The organism is Serratia sp. TSA_198.1, from assembly GCF_052686505.1.
The window spans coordinates 243,350-262,646 of sequence record NZ_JBQZFP010000006.1 but is presented as its reverse complement, the minus strand read 5'-3'; the positions used below and the strand labels follow the sequence as shown (position 1 = coordinate 262,646).

The 19,297-nt window shown below is 55.3% G+C and carries 20 protein-coding genes; 10 read left to right on the top strand and 10 right to left on the bottom strand.

Features of this window, described 5'->3' with window-relative positions:
- Positions 1 to 58: 58 nt before the first annotated feature.
- The 6 genes from moaE to ACUTSW_RS21340 all read right to left on the bottom strand — a co-directional run bounded on the left by moaE (position 59) and on the right by ACUTSW_RS21340 (position 4,534).
- Positions 59 to 508 carry a molybdopterin synthase catalytic subunit MoaE gene (moaE, locus tag ACUTSW_RS21365; protein ID WP_445585301.1) on the bottom strand — a complete coding sequence of 150 codons (450 nt, stop codon included), beginning with the start codon at positions 506 to 508 and terminating at the stop codon, positions 59 to 61.
- A 1-nt stretch (position 509) separates the two neighbouring features.
- The gene (gene moaD / locus ACUTSW_RS21360; RefSeq protein WP_004951848.1) at positions 510 to 755 is read right to left on the bottom strand and encodes a molybdopterin synthase sulfur carrier subunit; all 246 of its coding nucleotides are present in this window, start codon (positions 753 to 755) and stop codon (positions 510 to 512) included.
- Positions 756 to 792: 37 nt separating this feature from the next.
- A complete protein-coding gene (gene moaA, locus ACUTSW_RS21355) occupies positions 793 to 1,779 on the bottom strand; it encodes a GTP 3',8-cyclase MoaA (RefSeq protein WP_241921851.1) in 987 nt (328 codons plus the stop codon).
- Between the two features lie 158 nt (positions 1,780 to 1,937).
- Positions 1,938 to 2,084 carry a DUF2474 domain-containing protein gene (locus tag ACUTSW_RS21350; RefSeq protein ID WP_006327183.1) on the bottom strand — a complete coding sequence of 49 codons (147 nt, stop codon included), beginning with the start codon at positions 2,082 to 2,084 and terminating at the stop codon, positions 1,938 to 1,940.
- Between the two features lie 28 nt (positions 2,085 to 2,112).
- Positions 2,113 to 3,123, bottom strand: coding sequence for a cytochrome d ubiquinol oxidase subunit II (gene cydB, locus ACUTSW_RS21345; RefSeq protein WP_062789548.1), 1,011 nt, complete (start codon positions 3,121 to 3,123; stop codon positions 2,113 to 2,115).
- A gap of 1 nt (position 3,124) precedes the next feature.
- Entirely contained in the window at positions 3,125 to 4,534 is a 1,410-nt protein-coding gene (locus tag ACUTSW_RS21340) for a cytochrome ubiquinol oxidase subunit I (protein ID WP_445585300.1), read from the bottom strand.
- A 616-nt stretch (positions 4,535 to 5,150) separates the two neighbouring features.
- On the opposite strand from ACUTSW_RS21340, the gene ACUTSW_RS21335 reads away from it, so the two are divergent.
- From ACUTSW_RS21335 to ACUTSW_RS21325, 3 genes are all read left to right on the top strand, one after another.
- Entirely contained in the window at positions 5,151 to 6,116 is a 966-nt protein-coding gene (locus ACUTSW_RS21335; protein ID WP_445585299.1) for a Dyp-type peroxidase, read from the top strand.
- Between the two features lie 276 nt (positions 6,117 to 6,392).
- A complete protein-coding gene (locus ACUTSW_RS21330; RefSeq protein ID WP_445585298.1) occupies positions 6,393 to 9,149 on the top strand; it encodes an AAA family ATPase in 2,757 nt (918 codons plus the stop codon).
- Positions 9,150 to 9,414: 265 nt separating this feature from the next.
- The gene (locus tag ACUTSW_RS21325) at positions 9,415 to 11,703 is read left to right on the top strand and encodes an FdhF/YdeP family oxidoreductase (RefSeq protein WP_311994465.1); all 2,289 of its coding nucleotides are present in this window, start codon (positions 9,415 to 9,417) and stop codon (positions 11,701 to 11,703) included.
- Between the two features lie 63 nt (positions 11,704 to 11,766).
- Here ACUTSW_RS21325 and ACUTSW_RS21320 read toward each other — a convergent pair whose 3' ends face one another.
- Complete coding sequence (locus ACUTSW_RS21320) at positions 11,767 to 12,384, bottom strand: LysE family translocator (protein ID WP_445585297.1); 618 nt, start codon at positions 12,382 to 12,384, stop codon at positions 11,767 to 11,769.
- A gap of 208 nt (positions 12,385 to 12,592) precedes the next feature.
- Here ACUTSW_RS21320 and ACUTSW_RS21315 point away from each other — a divergent pair, with 208 nt between their 5' ends.
- Together ACUTSW_RS21315 and ACUTSW_RS21310 are read left to right on the top strand one after the other, a co-directional pair.
- Positions 12,593 to 13,048, top strand: coding sequence for an Lrp/AsnC family transcriptional regulator (locus tag ACUTSW_RS21315; RefSeq protein ID WP_004951866.1), 456 nt, complete (start codon positions 12,593 to 12,595; stop codon positions 13,046 to 13,048).
- Between the two features lie 29 nt (positions 13,049 to 13,077).
- Positions 13,078 to 13,284 (top strand): DUF2767 family protein, encoded by a 207-nt coding sequence (locus ACUTSW_RS21310; RefSeq protein ID WP_006316883.1) that lies wholly within the window; start codon positions 13,078 to 13,080, stop codon positions 13,282 to 13,284.
- Between the two features lie 95 nt (positions 13,285 to 13,379).
- Here the strand turns inward: ACUTSW_RS21310 and ACUTSW_RS21305 are convergent, their stop codons facing one another.
- Both ACUTSW_RS21305 and ACUTSW_RS21300 read right to left on the bottom strand, forming a co-directional pair.
- Positions 13,380 to 14,588, bottom strand: a complete 1,209-nt coding sequence (locus ACUTSW_RS21305; RefSeq protein WP_445585296.1) for an NAD(P)/FAD-dependent oxidoreductase — start codon at positions 14,586 to 14,588, stop codon at positions 13,380 to 13,382.
- A gap of 164 nt (positions 14,589 to 14,752) precedes the next feature.
- Entirely contained in the window at positions 14,753 to 15,292 is a 540-nt protein-coding gene (locus ACUTSW_RS21300; RefSeq protein WP_311994462.1) for an RrF2 family transcriptional regulator, read from the bottom strand.
- A gap of 165 nt (positions 15,293 to 15,457) precedes the next feature.
- Here ACUTSW_RS21300 and ACUTSW_RS21295 point away from each other — a divergent pair, with 165 nt between their 5' ends.
- The 3 genes from ACUTSW_RS21295 to arsC are packed head-to-tail and all read left to right on the top strand — an operon-like array spanning position 15,458 to position 17,519.
- The gene (locus ACUTSW_RS21295; RefSeq protein ID WP_062868236.1) at positions 15,458 to 15,646 is read left to right on the top strand and encodes a hypothetical protein; all 189 of its coding nucleotides are present in this window, start codon (positions 15,458 to 15,460) and stop codon (positions 15,644 to 15,646) included.
- A 29-nt stretch (positions 15,647 to 15,675) separates the two neighbouring features.
- A complete protein-coding gene (locus ACUTSW_RS21290) occupies positions 15,676 to 17,145 on the top strand; it encodes a beta-barrel assembly-enhancing protease (protein ID WP_197930008.1) in 1,470 nt (489 codons plus the stop codon).
- A gap of 20 nt (positions 17,146 to 17,165) precedes the next feature.
- Positions 17,166 to 17,519 carry an arsenate reductase (glutaredoxin) gene (arsC, locus tag ACUTSW_RS21285; RefSeq protein ID WP_062868238.1) on the top strand — a complete coding sequence of 118 codons (354 nt, stop codon included), beginning with the start codon at positions 17,166 to 17,168 and terminating at the stop codon, positions 17,517 to 17,519.
- A gap of 40 nt (positions 17,520 to 17,559) precedes the next feature.
- Here the strand turns inward: arsC and hda are convergent, their stop codons facing one another.
- Positions 17,560 to 18,261 carry a DnaA inactivator Hda gene (gene hda / locus ACUTSW_RS21280; RefSeq protein ID WP_013814077.1) on the bottom strand — a complete coding sequence of 234 codons (702 nt, stop codon included), beginning with the start codon at positions 18,259 to 18,261 and terminating at the stop codon, positions 17,560 to 17,562.
- Positions 18,262 to 18,490: 229 nt separating this feature from the next.
- Here hda and ACUTSW_RS21275 point away from each other — a divergent pair, with 229 nt between their 5' ends.
- Both ACUTSW_RS21275 and ACUTSW_RS21270 read left to right on the top strand, forming a co-directional pair.
- The gene (locus ACUTSW_RS21275; protein ID WP_006327215.1) at positions 18,491 to 19,006 is read left to right on the top strand and encodes a hypothetical protein; all 516 of its coding nucleotides are present in this window, start codon (positions 18,491 to 18,493) and stop codon (positions 19,004 to 19,006) included.
- Between the two features lie 38 nt (positions 19,007 to 19,044).
- Positions 19,045 to 19,293, top strand: a complete 249-nt coding sequence (locus ACUTSW_RS21270; RefSeq protein WP_004951888.1) for a GlsB/YeaQ/YmgE family stress response membrane protein — start codon at positions 19,045 to 19,047, stop codon at positions 19,291 to 19,293.
- Positions 19,294 to 19,297: the final 4 nt, after the last annotated feature.

Genomic DNA, 19,297 nt, shown 5'->3' with positions numbered 1-19,297 from the left:
GCTCTTCGGCACGGTATACACCGTGCCGAAGCCTGATGGGAATAACATGTTCAAATAACTACCAGCGTTCAGCTGCCGCGCAATCTTTATCCCTTGCGGCAACCCATAGTTCGCCCTGCGGCGTCGATTCTCTTTTCCAGAATGGCGCTTTGGTTTTCAAATAATCCATAATAAATTCGGCGGTAAGAAAGGCGTCGGCTCTATGGGCGCTGCTGACGCCGACCAAAACGATGCCATCTCCAGCCTGCATCTCGCCGATGCGGTGAAACACGACCACACGCCCCAGTGGCCAACGGCCGCGGGCTTCATCAACAATCTGCGCCAACAACTTTTCGGTCATGCCGGGATAATGTTCCAACGTCAGGGAACTGACATCGCAGCCCAGATTATTGTTTCGTACTTTGCCGACGAAAGTGACCACGGCGCCCTCGGTCTCTGAGGCCGATAGCCATTGATGTTCCCGTGCGATATCAAAACTCTCGGTATCGACGATGATTTTGTTTTGCATCTCAACCCCCGGTTACCGGCGGATAAAAGGCCACTTCATCACCGGCATTCAAGGGGTGATCGAAAGGCACCAGCGTTTGGTTTACCGCAGCCAAAAGTTTATCGCCCTCCAGCGCCAGTGCCCAACGATCGCCTTTTAGCGACAGCGCCTGGCGTAACGTCGCCACCGTGGCGTAGTCGGCAGGGAGTTGCAGATGGTTGCAACCGATCAGCTCACGTACCTGAGCAAAGAATAAAACGTCAATCATGATCCCCCCGTGTGGTCATGGTCTTTCTCCAGTAAAATTACCCCCCGATAAACGACAGGTTTTGCGTAATGCCGGTATTCCCCTGATGCAAGAAATGCGTTTGTTTTTTCTGCAATAAACTGTGCGCAATACGCTCTTGCAACTCTTGCTGGCTGCTGTCGGCCTGCAACAGGTCACGCAAACCAATGCCGCCGTCACCAAACAGGCAAAGGTGCAACTTCCCCGTTGCGGAGACCCGCAGCCGGTTACAACTGGCGCAGAAGTTTTTTTCGTACGGCATTATCAGGCCGATTTCCCCCTGGTAATCCGGGTGGAAAAACACCTGAGCCGGGCCTGCGCTGCGCTCTCGTTCCCGGCGCTGCCACCCCATGGCGACCAGGCGCTCGCGGATCACCTCTCCCGAAATATGATGTTGGCGAAACAGGTCTCGTCCTTCCCCCGTTTCCATCAGTTCGATAAAACGCAGTTGAATCGGGCGGTGCTTAATCCAGTCAAGGAACGTCTGCAGGTTATGATGATTGATCCCGCGCATCAAAACGGCATTGACCTTGACCTTGTCAAACCCCGCCGTAAAGGCGGCGTCAATGCCGTCCATGACCTGCCTGAACTTGTCCTGGCCGGTTATGGCGTGAAACTGGTTGGCGTCCAGGCTATCCACGCTGACGTTAATGGACGTCAGCCCAGCGGCCCGCCAACGCGCCACATCACGCGCCATGCGGTAACCATTGGTGGTCATGGCAATATTGCTGATTTCCGGATTTTGTCTGACAGTTTCAATAATCTCGACAAAATCTCTGCGCAGTGAGGGTTCGCCACCGGTCAGACGGACCTTTTCCGTGCCGCAGGCGGCAAACGCCCGCGTAACCCGCCGAATTTCATCCAACGTCAGAAAGCTTTTGTTGTTGCCCCCGGTGGGACGATACCCGTCAGGCAAACAGTAGCTGCAACGGAAGTTACACACATCCGTAATGGAGAGCCGCAAATAATAGAACTTACGTTCCCAGGGATCGGTAAATGTCGACATCCGCAATACCTCCCAAATGAGCAGTAACAAGAAATCATCAGGCACTTATGACTTAAGTGTCAGAGCGGAAAATAATGGCGTTGCTGTTGATTGCCCCGAGGCTGACCGAGAAGCAAAGCCAGGCTATCTGTTAAGCCATAGCCTGGCTGCTTACTTTTTCAGTGAGACTTCATGCCGGCTGCGACCATCAGCAGTTTAAATACCGATGCCACTACGCCGAGGGCCAGCACGCTGGCGGCCCAAATGGCCATCATCCACATCAAGCGCCGCCAAAAGGCCGGGTGGCTGTCTGTCACAGGTTTCATGATATTCGTCTCCTGGCAACGTTATCGATCAATGGTAACCTTCGTCCGGTTTGATTTTTCCGCGGAACACGTAATAGCTCCAGCAGGTGTAAGCCAGGATGACCGGGATAATCAGTAACCCGCCGACCAGCATAAAGCCCTGGCTTTGAGGCGGCGATGCCGCCTGCCAGATGGAAATCGACGGCGGGATGATATTCGGCCAAATGCTGATCCCCAGGCCGCTGAAACCCAGGAACATCAAGCCCAGGGTCATCAGGAACGGACCATAGCTGGCCCGGCGGTTATACGCCGCCCGCACGATGCCCCAGGCAAAGGCCAGAACCAACAGCGGCACCGGCAGGAACAAGAAGATATTCGGCGCGGTGAACCAGCGCGCGGCAATATCTCGGTGCGCTAACGGCGTCCAGATGCTGATGATGGCAATGGCAGCCAGCAGCACCAGCGTCAAGGGGATCGCCAACTCGGACATCTTGCGGTGCAAGGCCCCTTCCGTTTTCATAATCAGCCAGGTACAGCCCAATAACGCATAGGCGACCACCAGGCCGAGGCCGCAGAATAGCGGGAACGGTGCCAGCCAGCTCAGTGCCGAACCGCTGTAGACGCGGCCGGTGACCTCGAAGCCATTCAATATTGCCCCGACGGCAACCCCCTGGCTGAAAGTCGCCAGGATCGAGCCGACAATAAACGCCTTGTCCCAAAACGGACGATGCTCCGGCGTGGCCTTGAAGCGGAATTCAAACGCCACGCCGCGAAAGATCAGGCCAATCAGCATCGCGGTCAGCGGAATGGACAACGCATCGGTGATAACGGCATAGGCCAGCGGGAAAGCGCCATACAGCGCCGCCCCCCCCAACACCAGCCAGGTTTCGTTGCCGTCCCAGACCGGCGCCACGGTATTGACCATCATGTCGCGCTCGGTGGCATCCTTATTGAACGGAAACAGGATACCAATCCCGAGATCGAAACCATCCATCACGATATACATCAACGTGGCGAAGACGATGATGGTGAACCAAATAATTGAAAGATCGATGCCCATGTTAGTTTCTCCCTTCCGGCTTGTTCAAAGGATCCTGAACCGCAGACAGCGGACGAGCTGGCGTACCCTCGACAACGGCGCCATGCGTATCGTCGCTCCCCGGGCCTTTCTTGATCAGACGCATCAGGTACATATAGCCAACGCCGAACACCGAGCAATACACCGCAATAAAGGCCAGCAGGCTGAAGGTCATATGCATATCACCGTGCGCGGAAACGGCGTCGCGGGTCCGTTGCACCCCATACACCACCCAAGGTTGTCGGCCAATTTCAGTAGTGAACCACCCGGCCAACAACGCAATCAGGCCTGAAGGCCCCATTAACAACGCGAACCACAAAAAAGGACGCGACTGATACAGACGGCCTCTCCAACGCAGCCATGCGCTGACAACGCCAAGCAGAATCATCAGCATGCCCAAACCGGCCATCACGCGGAACGACCAAAAGATGATGGTGGAATTCGGGCGATCTTCCTTAGGAAAACTTTTCAACGCCGGTACTTGCTTGTCGAGACTGTGCGTCAGGATCAGGCTGCCAAGATAAGGAATTTCCAGCTTGTAGCGGGTTTTTTCCTGTTCCATATCCGGCACGCCGAACAGCACCAGCGGCGTGGCTTCACCCGGCTTGTTCTCCCAATGGCCTTCAATGGCGGCAATTTTCGCCGGTTGATACTCCAGGGTATTCAAGCCGTGAGCATCGCCGATAACCGCTTGAATCGGGGCGACAAACAGCGCCATCCAGAGCGCCATGGAAAACATTTTGCGTACCGCCGGCGAATCATTGCCCCGCAGCAGGTGCCAAGCAGCCGATGCCCCGACAAAGAAGGCACTGGCCAGGAAAGCGGCGGTAGACATGTGCAATAAACGGTAGGGGAATGACGGGTTAAAGATAATTTTCAGCCAGTCGACCGGGATCACAATGCCATTTTCGATCGCATAGCCTTGCGGCGTGTGCATCCAGCTGTTCGAGGCCAGGATCCAAAAGGTCGAGATGAGCGTCCCCAGCGCGACCATACAGGTCGCAAAGAAATGCAGCCCACGCCCTACCCGGTTCCAGCCAAACAGCATAACCCCGAGGAAACCGGCTTCCAGGAAGAAAGCGGTAAGTACTTCATAGGTCAATAACGGCCCGGTAATGCTGCCGGCGAACTGCGAAAAACCGCTCCAGTTGGTGCCAAACTGGTAAGCCATTACCAGACCTGACACCACCCCCATACCAAAATTGACCGCGAATATCTTCGACCAAAAATGATAAAGCTCACGGTAGGTGTCATTACGCGTTTTCAGCCACAAACCTTCCAGCACCGCCAGAAAACTCGCGAGCCCGATGGTAATAGCCGGAAAAATAATATGGAAGGAGACAGTAAAGGCAAACTGTATCCTCGCTAAATGGAAGGCATCTAATCCCAACATTGTTCACCCCTGTGTATCACCATTCTGATAAGTTTATAAACCAAAGTTATATTGCTATTCCGGGTCACAGCCCGCCATCCATTAAAAATCGGGCCACATTATTTAAATGAGCCACGCAAAACAGGAGGAAAACCTCATGCCGTCCTTTTTTTAATCCCGGTAATTATTTAACTTCCTGGCCGTACTTTTTAGCCAAACAGGACTACGAGTGCCCCAAGGGTGGGTTTATGGGCACGAACATGGCTAGAATCAGGCTAATTAATTAGCCTCGACGCGCCTCAGCGACGCAGATGATTTTATTTTAAATTTTAACGGCATGTCTTCCGAACTTACCGCCTTTTTTTTCCAGCTAATGCTCTCTTGGTTTTTCTCAGTTTTCCTCGCCTTGTGAATTAATTTTACCTGCCAATAACATTTCGTCAAATTGGTTAATTTTATTGCGCAATAGATACAATCTATCACGCACCTTGTTAAGTTTTGATATGCTATTTGGAAAGGTTGTTTCAACATTGACAATGCAAAGTAAAAAAGGTAGCTCTATATTTAATGCGTTTTACATCAGTTATTGTTGCTTTTTAAATATCATATTTAACCTTTACTGGATGGTAGACGACTTATGAGCACGTATTATGATGATTCACAGGCAGTTTTTAGCCCTGTTACGCGCAGTGCCATCTTCATGGTCGCGACAATAACAAACACGCCGGAACACCACGCCACCGTACGTAACTGGTGTGCCGACGTGGCGGCGGTAGTGCGCTCGGTAGCGAAAAGATCGCCGGATGGACGGCTGTCATGCGTCTGCGGATTCGGTTCCACCGCCTGGAATACGCTTTTCGGCATTCCGCGCCCGGCGCAATTGCATCCTTTTCGTGAAATAGGATCCGGTGGCCGCGTCGCCATCGCTACACCCGGTGACATTCTGTTACATATTCGTGCCGAAGAAATGGATCTGTGTTTTGAGCTGGCGACCCAGTTGCTGAACAAACTCGGCGATGCCGTCACCGTCGTGGATGAAGTTCAGGGTTTCCGTTATTTCGATCAACGCGCCATGATCGGCTTTGTCGACGGTACCGAAAACCCTGAAGGCCGCGGAGCCATCGACTTCACCGTGGTGGGTGAGGAAGACCGCGCCTTTGCCGGCGGCAGCTACGCCTTGGTGCAAAAATATCTGCATGATATGAAAGGCTGGAATGCGCTGACCGTTGAACAGCAAGAGGGCATTATCGGGCGCCATAAACAATCCAATATTGAGCTGGATGCCGACGTAAAACCTTCCTCATCCCACAGCTCACTCACCACGCTGGAAGATGAGAACGGTAACGAAGTAAAGATCCTGCGCGATAACATGCCGTTTGGCAGACCCGGTATGGGCGAGTTCGGCACCTATTTTATCGGCTATGCCCGCTCCCCAGCGCCGATAGAACAAATGCTTGAAAATATGATTATTGGCCTTCCACCGGGTAATTATGACCGTTTGCTCGACTTCAGCCATGCCGTCACCGGCGGTTTATTCTTTATTCCATCGCTGACGTTATTAGAAGCCTTGTCGACGCGCAGTGTGCCGCCCAATAGTCATTGACGTCACGACTGGCGAAGAAATCATTAAAAGACAATTATTAAAAGACAATTAAAGAGTAACGCATCCAGCATTTTACTGAAAAATGCCGGATGCACTTCATTTCGCAAACCGGCATTGTAATAACGATGCCTTAACTCACCATCACCAATAAGGATCCGGCATTAAACTCGTCAACGCCATTATTTAATCCGACAAGATTAAATAAATAACAGACATATCTAAAACGCCTGTTTCATTGAAGTTAAATCGCTTTAACTTGATAGGAGTTAATTCACCATGCCTATTTTATGTGATATTTGTCATGCTCGTCCGGCATCGGGCCGTGTGACAGTGATGCAAAATGGTCAAAGGAAATCCATTGCCATCTGTGATTACGATTACCGGCAATTAACGCGCCATCAAAATATTCTCAATCCATTCGACTCTCTGTTGGGTGGCGGCGGCGCCTTATCGCGTTTCTTTAATGAGTTAACCGAAGACGAAGCGGCGGAAGAAACGTCCGGGTTCTCTGCGGAAGTCCCGCGCGAATCCGTCGATGCCACCGATGCCTTCAGCAAACAAACGCTTGAGCTGCTGCAACGTGCGGCAGAAAAAGCGCATGAACTGCACCGCAGTGAACTTGATACCGAGCACCTGCTGTATGTGTTGGCGGATACCGATGTCTGCTCCGCCCTGCTGACAGAACTCAAGTTGTCGCCGCAGGACATCAAGGCCTACATTGACCAACATGCTTACAAGGGGGCCGCCGAAACCGGCGCTACCCTGGAAGACATGACGGTTTCCCCACGTCTGAAAAAGGCCTTTATGTACGCTTTCCAGGCCTCCCGCGATTTGGGCCATTCCTATGTTGGCCCGGAGCATTTGCTGATCGGGCTCAGTGAAGTGCCGGACAGCATTGCCGGCGCCCTGTTGAAAAAATACGGCGTTACCCCAGCCGCTCTGCGACAGAAAGTGGTGAAGCTTGTGGGTAAAGGTGCGGAAGACGGCCGTATCGATACCCCGACGGGCACGCCAACGCTGGATAAGTTTGGCCGCGACCTGACTGAAATGGCGCGCCAGGGCAAGCTGGATCCGGTGCTCGGCCGCGCGCAGGAGATTGAAAGTACCATTGAAGTGCTTGCCCGTCGCAAGAAAAACAACCCGGTGCTGATCGGCGAGCCTGGCGTGGGCAAAACCGCCATAGTGGAAGGGCTGGCGCAGCGCATTGTCAAAGGTGATGTGCCCGAAGTGCTGCGGGGCAAGCGCCTGGTCGAAGTAAATATCAACTCAATGGTGGCGGGCGCAAAATACCGCGGCGAATTCGAAGAACGCGCCAAACAGTTGATTGATGAGGTCAGCGAGAAAAATGCCGAACTGATTTTGTTTATCGACGAACTCCATACCATTGTCGGTGCCGGTCAGGGCGGCGGCGAAGGCGGCCTGGACATTGCCAACGTACTGAAACCGGCGCTGGCGCGCGGTGAACTGAGCCTGATTGGCGCCACAACCCTCAACGAATACCAAAAACATATCGAGAAAGATGCTGCGCTTGAACGTCGATTCCAGCCGGTTTTGGTACCGGAACCGACCGTCGACCAGACCATCGTCATTTTGCGTGGTCTGCGCGACAAACTGGAAGCGCACCATCAGGTGACCTTCGTTGATGAAGCGTTCGTCGCGGCGGCCGAACTGTCCGATCGCTATATCACGTCACGCTTCTTGCCGGACAAGGCCATCGATCTGATTGACCAGGCGGCGGCCCGCGTTCGCATTTCCGCCACCTCCCGACCGGCGGATATTCAGGAACTGGAAGCGGAAATCGCCCACCTGAAACGCGAGCAAGACTCGGCGTCTTCGCGTAAAAAATTTGACGACGTTAAAAGCTTCGAAGCGCAAATTAGTGACAAACGGGCGCGCCTTGAAGAGTTAACGGAAGCCTGGCAGCGCAAAACGGGTTCGGAGACGCTGGAAGTCACCCTGTCTTCCGTCGCTGAAGTGGTGTCGCGCCTGACCGGCATCCCGGTGACCGAGTTAACCCAGGAAGAGCGGCAAAAACTGCTCAATATGGAAGACAAACTGCGTGAACGCGTGGTCGGGCAAGATGATGCGGTCGAAGCCGTCAGCGACGCCGTACGCCTGTCGCGCGCCGGGCTGAGCCAGGCACACCGCCCTATCGCCACCTTCTTGTTCCTCGGCCCTACCGGCGTCGGCAAAACCGAGCTGGCCAAGGCCATCGCCGAAACGGTGTTCGGTGACGAACAGGCCATTATCCGTATCGACATGTCGGAATACATGGAGCGCCATGCCGTTGCCCGTCTGATCGGTGCCCCTCCAGGGTATGTGGGTTATGACGAAGGCGGCCAGTTAACCGAGCGTGTAAGACGCCGCCCTTACAGCGTAATTTTGCTCGACGAGATCGAGAAAGCGCACCCGGACGTCTACAACGTGCTGCTGCAGGTATTCGATGATGGCCGCCTGACGGACGGTAAAGGGCGCGTGGTCGATTTCAGCAACACCACCATCATTGCTACCAGCAACCTCGGTTCTGCGGTGATCATGAATAACGCCTCGCTACCGGAGGCGGAACGCAAGTCAGACAAGACGATTCACGACGAATTGATGCAAGTGCTCAAGGGCCACTTCCGTCCTGAGTTCCTGAACCGCATCGATGAAGTCATCGTGTTCAACTCCCTGTCTCAGGAAAACATTCGTTTAATCGTGAATATCCAACTTGAGCATTTAACGCGTACGGCGGCGGCTCAGAATATCACCCTCAATATTGCAGATTCTCTGGTGGAACACCTGGTGGACGTGGGCTATCAGCCTGACTTTGGCGCCCGCGAACTGAAACGCAGGATCCGCCAGGAAGTGGAAACCCGATTGGCGAAGGAAATTCTTGGCGACAACCTGAAGTCGGGCGACAGCGTCGAGATTGGCTATGATCAAACCACTGACAAGGTCGTGTTTAACAAACTGCCCCCCATAAGCAAGGAGAATCCAGAACCGCCTGTTGCTCAGGCTGGGCCGCAAACGCCCGCGGAGCCGCAGGCATAAGCTAAAAAGCCGTCTTGCGGCGGCGGAATATCGGGCGTGAAGTTGCCAGACGTCTTTTTCACGCCCAGTGAGTCACCCGTAAAAGATTTATTGCCGCCTGAGCACCCGCTCTGTCTGGCCGCCGGTGCAGACAGAGAAATGGCAAAGCGCACGCAGCCATTATCAGGCGGCAATAATAGTTGTCGGTTATCCCGCCTCCCGAGGGGAACGCCGAATAGACCTGTCTCAATAAGATATCGCCCACTCAGGGGCGGTAGGAGTTCATATGATGAAGAAGAAACGCGCCGTTCCCGGAATTCGGCCCTATGATGGACCTGCGGGTGGCTGGGGCGCCTTGAAAGCGACGGCTATCGCCGTGAAAACACAAATGGAAACCTTCGAAGCGCCGGTCACGCTGATGCGGACCAACCAACCGGACGGCTTCGACTGCCCTGGGTGCGCCTGGCCTGACAAGGAGCACCACTCGACCTTCCAGTTCTGCGAAAACGGCGCCAAGGCGGTAACCTGGGAAGCCACCAGCAAGCGGGTAACGCCAGAGTTTTTGGCGGCCAACACCGTGACCTCCCTGCTGGAAAAAACGGATTTTGAACTGGAAGGCTACGGCCGTCTGACGCATCCGCTGGTTTACGACAGCGCCAGCGATACGCTGCGCCCGGTCGAATGGGATGATGCCTTCAAGCGCATCGGCGAACTATTGCGCGGCATGCAGTCGCCGGATCAGGTTGAATTCTATACCTCCGGCCGCGCGTCCAATGAAGCCGCCTACCTGTTCCAACTGTTTGCCCGTGAATTCGGTACCAACAACTTCCCGGATTGCTCCAACATGTGTCACGAACCGACCAGCGTTGGCTTGCCGCAATCCATCGGTATCGGTAAGGGCACGGTGTCATTGGATGACTTCGACAACACCGAACTGGTGATTTCCATTGGCCACAACCCGGGCACCAATCACCCGCGCATGATGGGTACCCTGCATGAACTGGCACGACGCCAGATACCGATTATCGTCTTCAACCCGCTGCGTGAACGCGCACTTGAGCGCTTTGCCGATCCGCAAAACGTAATCGAGATGGCGACCTACAGCTCCACCAATATTGCCTCCACCTATTACCAGGTTAAAGCCGGCGGCGACGCCGCTGCATTGAAAGGGATCGCCAAGGCGCTGTTGGAATATGACGCCGCGCAGGGAGCGGGCAGCAACGTTATCGACCGTGATTTCATTGCCGAACACACCAACGGCTTTGAGCAATTCGCCACGGATTTGGCCGCCACCTCGTGGCAAGACATTGAAGCGGAGAGCGGCCTGACTCAGGAAGATCTGGAGCAGGTCGCGCTGGCCTATGCGAAATCCAAAGCCACGATCATTACTTACGGCATGGGCATTACCCAGCACAACAAAGGGACGGCAAACGTACGTTTGATTGCCGATCTGCTGTTAATGCGCGGCAATATCGGCAAGCCCGGCGCCGGGATCTGCCCGCTGCGCGGCCATTCCAACGTTCAGGGCAACCGCACCGTCGGCATCACTGAAAAGCCTTCGCAAGAGTTCCTGACCAATCTGGAAAACGTGTTCGGCTTTGTCGCCCCGAAAGAGCATGGGCATGATGCGGTAAAAGCCATGCAATCCATGGTGGAAGGCACCTCCAAAGCACTGATTTGCCTTGGCGGTAACTTTGCCGTGGCCTTGCCGGACCCGGATCTGTGCTTCCCGGCGATGAAATCGCTGGATTTAAGCGTCCATCTCGGTACCAAACTCAACCGCTCACACCTGCTGGTCGCCAAGGAAACCTATATCCTTCCTTGCCTGGGGCGTACAGAACTGGATATGCAAGACAGCGGTCGCCAGTCGATCACGGTAGAGGATTCCATGTCGATGGTGCACGCTTCTTCCGGCAAACTGAAACCGGCATCCCCGTTCCTGCTTTCAGAACCGGCGATCGTCGCCGGTATGGCCAAGGCAACCTTGCAAGACAGTAAGGTCCCCTGGATGGAACTGGTGGCCGATTACAGCATCATTCGCGATCTGATTGAAAAAACCATTCCCGGTTTCGATAAATACAATGAGCGTATCGCACAGCCCGGTGGGTTCCGCATGCCGCTGCCGCCAACCGAGCGCATATGGCCGACGCCAACCGGCAAAGCCATGTTCTCGGTGTTCAGCGGCGTAGAAGAAGACGCCGAGGTTCAGGGCGACGACGTGCTGCGGCTAATCACCCTGCGCAGCCATGACCAGTACAACACCACTATTTACGCAATGGATGACCGTTATAGAGGCGTATTTGGCCGTCGCGATGTTCTGTTCATGCACGACATCGATCTCGAGAAGCGGGGCCTGGAACATGGTGATCTGGTGGATATCGAAACCGTGGTGGCCGGGCGAAAACTGCGGCTGGAAAATATCACGGTGATCTCCTACAACATCGCTCCAGGTTCCGTCGGGGCCTATTACCCTGAGGCGAACGTTCTGGTTCCGCTGGATTATATCGACAAGGAAAGCGGCACCCCGTCTTATAAATCGGTGCCGGTTCGCGTAACTCACGCCACGGCCAGCTAACGGCGTAATAGACCCGTCGTTAACGAGTCTGCATTGAAGGGGGGAAGTCGCATTCCCCCCTTTTTATTTGAACGCCTGCCCGGCGAGCAAACCGATGGCAATCAACAGCATGGCAACGCCGGAAATGCGGCTGACGACACGGGCGGCCTGCGGACGCGTCTGCAACAGGGACTGCGACCCCCATCCCACCAACAGATAAACCAGCCCGCAACTCACCAGATGCAACAGACCCAACGCAAGGATCTGCATCGGAATCGACCAGGCGGCATTGGCATCGGTGAACTGCGGCAACAGCGCCAAAAACAACAGGAAAACCTTGGGGTTCAGGCCACTGATGCAAATCCCTTTACCGGCCCAACGCAGCCAGGAGCCGGACGGTTGCCCTTCACCCACGTTGGGCGCGGAGGGATAAAGCAGCATGTTAAAACCGATCCACAACAGATAAGCCGCGCCAATCAGGGTCAACGCCGTGAGGGCCAGCGGATTGCCCGCTACCAGCGCGCCCACGCCGGCCGCCACGATGGCTATCGCCATCAGATGCCCCAACAGCAAGCCCGCCACCGCAGGCACCACCACCCGTCCGCGTATGCCTGCCGCTATGATGTACGCCCAGTCCAGCCCCGGCGTAATGACAAACAGCATGGATACCGCCCAGAAGGCGGCGAAAATAGCCGGCGTCATGTGCGCGACGCCTTTTGCGGCCACCGCAGCGCGGTGGGTGGGCTTATCCGTTTTATCATTTCACTTTCCTCCGCAGGACACTGCTTTCCGGCTCAAAAAGCCAGGAATGTCTAAAATTGTTCAATTATTGAAAAGAATATCCCCAAGTTGTTAGAATGTGGTTTCAATTATTTGCGTATAAATTGCAGATTGAGGGAAATTATTCCAAATGGATAAGATCGACCGCAAAATCCTTGCTGAACTCCAGTTCGATGGGCGTCTTTCCGTTACCGAATTGGCTGACCGGATCGGGCTCAGCGTTTCCCCCTGCCATCGCCGGGTACGCGCTCTGGAGCAATCCGGCGTGATCAGGGGCTACCGCGCGCACCTCGATCCCGGCTGCCTTGGCTTTAACTTTTCTGCGTTGGTGTTTGTCACAATGCGGGAAGGGGATCGCCAGGCCGTTGAAGCCTTCGAGAATGCCATGCTGGACATTCCCCAGGTCATCCAGGCGCAGCGGCTGTTCGGCGACCCCGACTATCTGCTGCACGTCATCGCCCGCGATCTGCCGGCATTTCAGCGGCTTTACGACGAACGGCTTTCCGCCCTGCCCGGCGTACAGCGCCTTACCTCCACACTGGTCATGAAAAGCGTGGTGCAAGACCGGCCTTTTCTGCCGTTGTAGATTCAAATCAACCCCAAGAGGAAACAGTGATGAGCAGTGGTTTCGAGGATTCAAAAGCCTTATACATCGGCATCTGTACGGTGGTAGGCGATGCGTTCCTGGCATTGGCCAATGAAGAGCGTGAAACGCAAAAAGCGGACGTGATTAATGAGCTCAAAACGGCGATTACCCGTGAAGGCCGGGATGTCGGTCTGGATGAAGCGCGCGAATTGGCGATCGAGTGGCTGGAGCGATAACGGTGCCGAGGATAAAAACCGGCGTTTGGCCGCGTTCTTTTTTACCCGCGGGAAACCGGCAATAAAACGGGAGCGTTTCCGCTCCCGCATGCAATTCAGGGCACAATCACAAAGTCCGGATTGGCAACGGCGAAAAGCGCGTCGCGGTCCGGTGCCGGTGGGTAGATCCACTGCGTATTGATCTCCTGCTTAATCTTTTTGCCCTCCTGCCGGGTGAAGCGTACCTGACGATCCCACCCTTCGGTGTAGAGCGCCCCCCAAGAGCCGAGATCAAGACAAGTGACATATTTCGGCTGGCTGTAAGGGTGTACCGGCAGCCCCGTCAGTTCTGCCGCCGCGTTATGGCCGGCAACGCGGCCGAGGCTCATGGCATGCTGGCAGGACATCACGTTGTAGTTGCCGCAATCGTCGGTCGCTGCCTTCACCGTATCCCCGGTCACAAAGACGCCCGCCGCCGCCGGTGCACGCAGGTATGCATCACCGATCACCCTCCCGCTGCCGTCGCGCTCGCCAGGGATCTGCGCAGTGAGCGGATGCGCTCGCATGCCCGCAGCCAGTATCACCGTGTTGGCCGCGATGCGTTCGCCGTTCGACAACGTAACGCCGTCTGCATCCATCGCAGTGACGCGCACTCCGGCCCGCGACTCAACGCCGCATTCTGCCAGCGCCTGCTGGATCACCGCGGCGGGTTCCGCGCCCATTCCGGCGCCGACCTCTGGCGCGGTATCAACAATCACCACGCGAATATCCGCTTGGCTGCCCAAAATGTCGCGTAGCCGCATTGGCATCTCGGTGGCACTTTCCAATCCGGTCAGCCCGCCGCCGACCACCACCACGCTATTGCGCGCAGGGGTTTCCGCTTTATTGGTCAGCGCTTTTAAATGGGTATCCAGGCGCTGCGCGTTTTCCAGCGTATCCACGTTGAAACCGTATTCTGCAAAACCCGGCACCGCAGGCACAAACAGCCGGCTACCGGTCGCCAGTACAAAGCGGTCATAACCCAGGGTGATTTTTTGCCCGTCGGCCTGTTGAACCACCAGAGATTTGCTCGCGGTATCAACCTGCTCCACCAGACCTGCCAGATGATGTACGCCGACGGCGTCAAGCTGGGAGGAAATGTCCGGGTTCATGTTTTCCAGCACCGCCTCATAGAGGCGTGGTCGTATGGTGACATTTGGCGTCGGCGATACCATCGTCACCTCAATATCCCCGGTTTTACCGGCAATCGCGATGGCGCGCATGGCGGAAACGGCAGCCCAAAACCCGGCAAAACCCGAACCGGCGATCACTATTTTCTGCGTCATTGGTTTACTCCTTCAAAGATAGATAACCGGGCCTTCAGGCTGCCCGTGACGTTTTCCGGACGAACGGCGCCGTTCCGCCACCCGTCAAGAGGGTGCAGAAGGGCCCCCGCCTCTTCCGGAGAGGCGGGAAAAAAGAGTCTTTTCAGGGAAGCACTGCGGCGACGTTAGGGCTTGGTACGCGCCGGTTTGCCGCTGCGGGTGGTGCGCCCGCTCATGCGTTCATCGATCCAGATATTCACCTCGCTGAAGAAGCCTTGCGGTGCCTTGCGGCCAAAACGCGTGGCAACGGCGCCCAGAGTCTGCGCCGCCAGAGCGTCGCGCATGGCTTTTTCCGCCTGCAGCATCACCGCGTGGATCGCGCATTTGCCGGAAACAGCCCAGTCGGGCGGAGAATTGTCGAATACGGCGCAACGGCCACGCACTTCCTGGCAGTCGAACAAGGGTTTGTGCCCTTCAATGGCGTCGATGATTTCCAGGAAACTGATTTCATCCGCCGGGCGCGCCAACCGGTAGCCGCCGCGCACCCCTTCGCTGGCCGCAACTATCCCCGCCTTTTCGAGCTTGGGAAAAATTTTGGCGAGGAAGCTGGGAGAAACCCCCTGCAATTCTGCCAGCTCACGGCTGCTGAGGGCGCGCTGATTATCGCCGACCAGCCAGAGCAAACAGTGGATACCATATTCAACGCTGGTTGTGATGTACGCCATTTTTGAGTCTTCAGTATGATGTGGCCTTCAATAACACAGACTATATTAGTCTCCGTTTGTCTTGTCAATAAAACACGGACAAACTTAATCCTCGTTTTATCGTGCAGCCTGGATTAATCGAAAAGGGAGCGGCGGGCAGAACGAGATAAAAGCGGGGGTTCAGAAATGAAAAATAAAACTTTTTTGCCCGGTTATTCCCTGACGGAAGTTTCATTGTCGCCTGCGGCTGACTATGATGTGATCTGTTTAAACGGCGCTGCAGCGTGCCGTTTTGTGAGCCACCGCACTTTCGCGCTGATTGTTTTGGCGAGCCCGGCACGGAAGAAGAACTCTTATGTGATGCTGACGTCTTAGAGATGACTATTTAAGGGAAAGGCCTGACTATGACCACCCGGTTGACCAAAACAGCGATTGCAGTACTGTTGCTCGGCGCGATCAACGCCACGGCGATGGCGCCGGCCAAGGCGGAAACCCAGGATCAACTGCCGGACATGGGCACCTCTGCGGGCGGCACCCTGAGCATCGGCCAGGAGCTGGCGATGGGGGATTTCTATGTGCGCCAGTTACGCGCCAGCGCGCCCCTGATCAACGATCCGCTGCTAACCCAATACATCAACCAGTTGGGCAACCGGCTGGTGGCGAGCGCCTATTCGGTGCGTACGCCGTTCCATTTCTATCTGGTGCGCAACGACGAAATCAACGCCTTCGCCTTTTTTGGCGGCAATGTGGTGCTGCACTCCGCCCTGTTCCGTGAAACCGACAACGAAAGCCAACTGGCCTCGGTGCTGGCGCATGAAATCTCGCACGTTACCCAGCGCCATCTGGCGCGGGCGATGGAAGACCAGCAGCGCAATGCCCCGCTGACCTGGGTAGGCGCTCTCGGTTCGATCCTGCTGGCGATGGCCAACCCGACCATGGGCATGGCGGCGCTGAGCGGCACGCTGGCCGGCACCCAGCAGGGCATGATCAGCTTTACCCAATCGAATGAACAGGAAGCCGACCGCATCGGCATTCAGGTGCTGCAACGCGCCGGGTTCGATCCGGAAGCGATGCCCAACTTCTTGCAGAAACTGTCCGACCAATCGCGCTATGCCTCCAAGCCGCCGGAAATGCTGCTGACACACCCCTTGCCCGACAGCCGCCTGTCCGATGCGCGCAACCGCGCCAACCAAATGCCCAAGCACCTGGTGCAATCCACGCAGGATTACCTGATGGCCAAGGTGCGTTCGCTGGGCATGTACAGCACGGAAGGCTACAGCCTGAATGAAGAACTGCTCGACGCCTACAGCAAAGGCAACGTACGCGAGCAGATGGCCGCCAAATACGGCCGCGCCATTCTGTTCTATGAAGCGAAAAAATACGACGACGCCCGTAACATCCTGCTGCCGCTGCTGACGCAAGATCCGAAAAACGTCTGGCTGCTCGATCTGATGACCGACATCGATCTCGGTCAGAAACGCGCGCCGCAGGCCATTGCGCGGCTACAGGCCGCCAACGCCGCACAGAGCAACAACCCGGTGCTGCAGCTCAATCTGGCCAACGCCTACGTGGAAGGCAACCAGCCGGCGCAGGCGTCAAAAATACTTAACCGCTACACCTTCGCCCACCCGGACGATCCCAACGCCTGGGATCTGCTGGCCCAGGCCAGCGCCGCACAGGGGCTGCGCGATGAAGAGCTGTCCGCCCGCGCCGAAAGCCTGGCGCTAACCGGCCGCCTCGATCAGGCGATCGGCCTGCTCAGCAACGCCAGTTCGCTGCAAAAACTCGGTAGCCTGAAACAGGCGCGTTATGATGCGCGCATCGACCAGCTGCGCCAGTTGCAAGAGCGTTTCCGCCAGTACCAGCGCGGCTGATTTTCATAAGGATGAATTAAATGAAAAACGTCACTATTTACCACAACCCGCGCTGTTCCAAGAGCCGCGAGACCCTGGCGCTGCTGGAACAGCATGGCGTAACGCCTGAAGTGGTGCTGTATCTGGAAACGCCGCCGTCGGCAGACGAGCTGAAGAAACTGCTGAAGGAACTGGGTTTCAGTTCCGCACGCGAGTTGATGCGTAAAAAAGAAGATCTGTACAAAGAACTGAAGCTGGCGGATGAAACCCTGAGCGAAGCGCAATTGCTGGCGGCAATGGTGGCGCATCCGAAGCTGATCGAACGCCCTATCGTGGTCAAAGGCAGTAAAGCGCGTATCGGCCGGCCACCGGAGCAGGTGCTGGAGATTCTGTAAATTCACGCTTGAGCGCGATATTTATCGCGCTCAATATTATCTACAGCCCCAGAATTTCTTTGACGAACGGGATAGTCAGCTTGCGCTGAGCGGTGATAGAGGCGCGATCGAGCTGATCCAGCGTCGTAAACAACGTGCGCATCTCACGATCCAACCGTTTCAACAGGAAACGGCCTACGTCTTCCGGCAGTTCAAACCCACGCAGTTTACCGCGCAGTTGCAAAGCCTGCAGTTTCTCTTCATCCGACAGCGGTTGCAACTTGTAGATTTGTCCCCAGTCGAGGCGCGAAGCCAGGTCAGGCAGATGGAGGTTCAATTGACGCGGCGGGCGATCGCCGGTAATAAACAGGCGCGTGCGGCCGGTTTCCAGAATGCGGTTGTAGAGATTGAAGATCGCCATTTCCCACTCTTCGTCGCCTGCGATGCATTCGATATTGTCGATGCACACCAGAGCCAACTGCTCCATGCCATCCAACACTTCAGGCACGAAATAAGCGCGCTTATCCAGCGGGACATAGCCCACCGCTTCACCGCGCTGTGAAAGCTCCGCACAGGCCGCATGCAACAGGTGACTGCGCCCACCGCCCTCGCGAGACCAGAAATAGATATAACTGCCATGTTCCTGACGAACGGCGGACTGGATCGCGCTCAATAGGGATGGGTTCTCGCCCGGATAAAAACTGGCAAAAGTTTCATCATCGGGAAGATAAAGTGGCAGTGACAGCTGTGCCGGCGTATTCAGGGAAGCACCTCAACCAAAACTGGCAGGAAAACGCGGTAAGTCTACCACAAAAAGCGGGCTCTGTTGAACCGGCAGGATTTTATGCCGCAATAGTGAACAACGGCTCCCACTGACGGCCAACCAACGCATTGCCATTGCGGGTGAAATTTGTATTTTATCCAAGGATTATCCTAGTATAGAAAGGCGAAATGCAGTCACCATAAACAAGGTTTCTACAAGGACATAGACAATGAAAGTATGGAATAAAGTGCTTTTGGCCTCAATCATTGGGCTGTTGGTTGCCGGCTGTGATGATTCATCCAAAGTCGACGCCAATCTTGAGAAAGCCAAAGACAGCGCAGAGCAGATGAAAGACGCCGCACAGAAAAAAGCGGACGATCTGACCGATAAAGCAGAAGCTACCGCCAAGGACATCAAAAAAGAGGCGTCCACTCAGGCTGACCAGCTTAAAGACAAGGCTTCAGCCATTAAAGACGACGCGTCCAAGCAGGCGGAAGCGATCACCAACGATGCCAAGGCCAAAGCCGACGCCATCAAGAATGACGCTACCCAACAAAGCCAACAATTGGTCGAGCAGGCTAAATCCATTAAAAACGATGCCATCAGTGGCGCCAAGGATCTGACCGAAGAAGCCAAAGCGAAAACCGAAGCCATTAAAAACAGCGCTGAGAACAAAGCGGAAGAATTAAAAAATGATGCCAACGCTGTAGGGACAGAAAACACCCCGCCGGCCAAGCAGCAGTAATAAAAATCGAGTCTCAAAAGCAAAGTAAGGAGCAGTAAATGGGTATTATTTCCTGGATTATCTTCGGCCTCATCGCCGGTATTTTAGCCAAGTGGATCATGCCAGGCAAAGACGGTGGCGGTTTTATTCTGACTATCGTGTTGGGTATTGTCGGCGCCGTGGTCGGTGGCTATATCAGCACCTTCTTTGGTTATGGCAAAGTTGACGGTTTCAATTTCGGCAGCTTCGTGGTGGCGGTGATCGGCGCTATCGTGGTGCTGTTCGTTTACCGTAAAATCCGCAGTTAACGGA

Excerpts from the sequence above, each read along its gene's own strand:
- moaE (WP_445585301.1), bottom strand. The coding sequence starts at position 508 with ATGCAAAACAAAATCATCGTCGATACCGAGAGTTTTGATATCGCACGG.
- moaD (WP_004951848.1), bottom strand. The coding sequence starts at position 755 with ATGATTGACGTTTTATTCTTTGCTCAGGTACGTGAGCTGATCGGTTGC.
- moaA (WP_241921851.1), bottom strand. The coding sequence starts at position 1,779 with ATGTCGACATTTACCGATCCCTGGGAACGTAAGTTCTATTATTTGCGG.
- ACUTSW_RS21350 (WP_006327183.1), bottom strand. The coding sequence starts at position 2,084 with ATGAAACCTGTGACAGACAGCCACCCGGCCTTTTGGCGGCGCTTGATG.
- cydB (WP_062789548.1), bottom strand. The coding sequence starts at position 3,123 with ATGGGCATCGATCTTTCAATTATTTGGTTCACCATCATCGTCTTCGCC.
- ACUTSW_RS21340 (WP_445585300.1), bottom strand. The coding sequence starts at position 4,534 with ATGTTGGGATTAGATGCCTTCCATTTAGCGAGGATACAGTTTGCCTTT.
- ACUTSW_RS21335 (WP_445585299.1), top strand. The coding sequence starts at position 5,151 with ATGAGCACGTATTATGATGATTCACAGGCAGTTTTTAGCCCTGTTACG.
- ACUTSW_RS21330 (WP_445585298.1), top strand. The coding sequence starts at position 6,393 with ATGCCTATTTTATGTGATATTTGTCATGCTCGTCCGGCATCGGGCCGT.
- ACUTSW_RS21325 (WP_311994465.1), top strand. The coding sequence starts at position 9,415 with ATGATGAAGAAGAAACGCGCCGTTCCCGGAATTCGGCCCTATGATGGA.
- ACUTSW_RS21320 (WP_445585297.1), bottom strand. The coding sequence starts at position 12,384 with ATGACGCCGGCTATTTTCGCCGCCTTCTGGGCGGTATCCATGCTGTTT.
- ACUTSW_RS21315 (WP_004951866.1), top strand. The coding sequence starts at position 12,593 with ATGGATAAGATCGACCGCAAAATCCTTGCTGAACTCCAGTTCGATGGG.
- ACUTSW_RS21310 (WP_006316883.1), top strand. The coding sequence starts at position 13,078 with ATGAGCAGTGGTTTCGAGGATTCAAAAGCCTTATACATCGGCATCTGT.
- ACUTSW_RS21305 (WP_445585296.1), bottom strand. The coding sequence starts at position 14,588 with ATGACGCAGAAAATAGTGATCGCCGGTTCGGGTTTTGCCGGGTTTTGG.
- ACUTSW_RS21300 (WP_311994462.1), bottom strand. The coding sequence starts at position 15,292 with ATGGCGTACATCACAACCAGCGTTGAATATGGTATCCACTGTTTGCTC.
- ACUTSW_RS21295 (WP_062868236.1), top strand. The coding sequence starts at position 15,458 with ATGAAAAATAAAACTTTTTTGCCCGGTTATTCCCTGACGGAAGTTTCA.
- ACUTSW_RS21290 (WP_197930008.1), top strand. The coding sequence starts at position 15,676 with ATGACCACCCGGTTGACCAAAACAGCGATTGCAGTACTGTTGCTCGGC.
- arsC (WP_062868238.1), top strand. The coding sequence starts at position 17,166 with ATGAAAAACGTCACTATTTACCACAACCCGCGCTGTTCCAAGAGCCGC.
- ACUTSW_RS21275 (WP_006327215.1), top strand. The coding sequence starts at position 18,491 with ATGAAAGTATGGAATAAAGTGCTTTTGGCCTCAATCATTGGGCTGTTG.
- ACUTSW_RS21270 (WP_004951888.1), top strand. The coding sequence starts at position 19,045 with ATGGGTATTATTTCCTGGATTATCTTCGGCCTCATCGCCGGTATTTTA.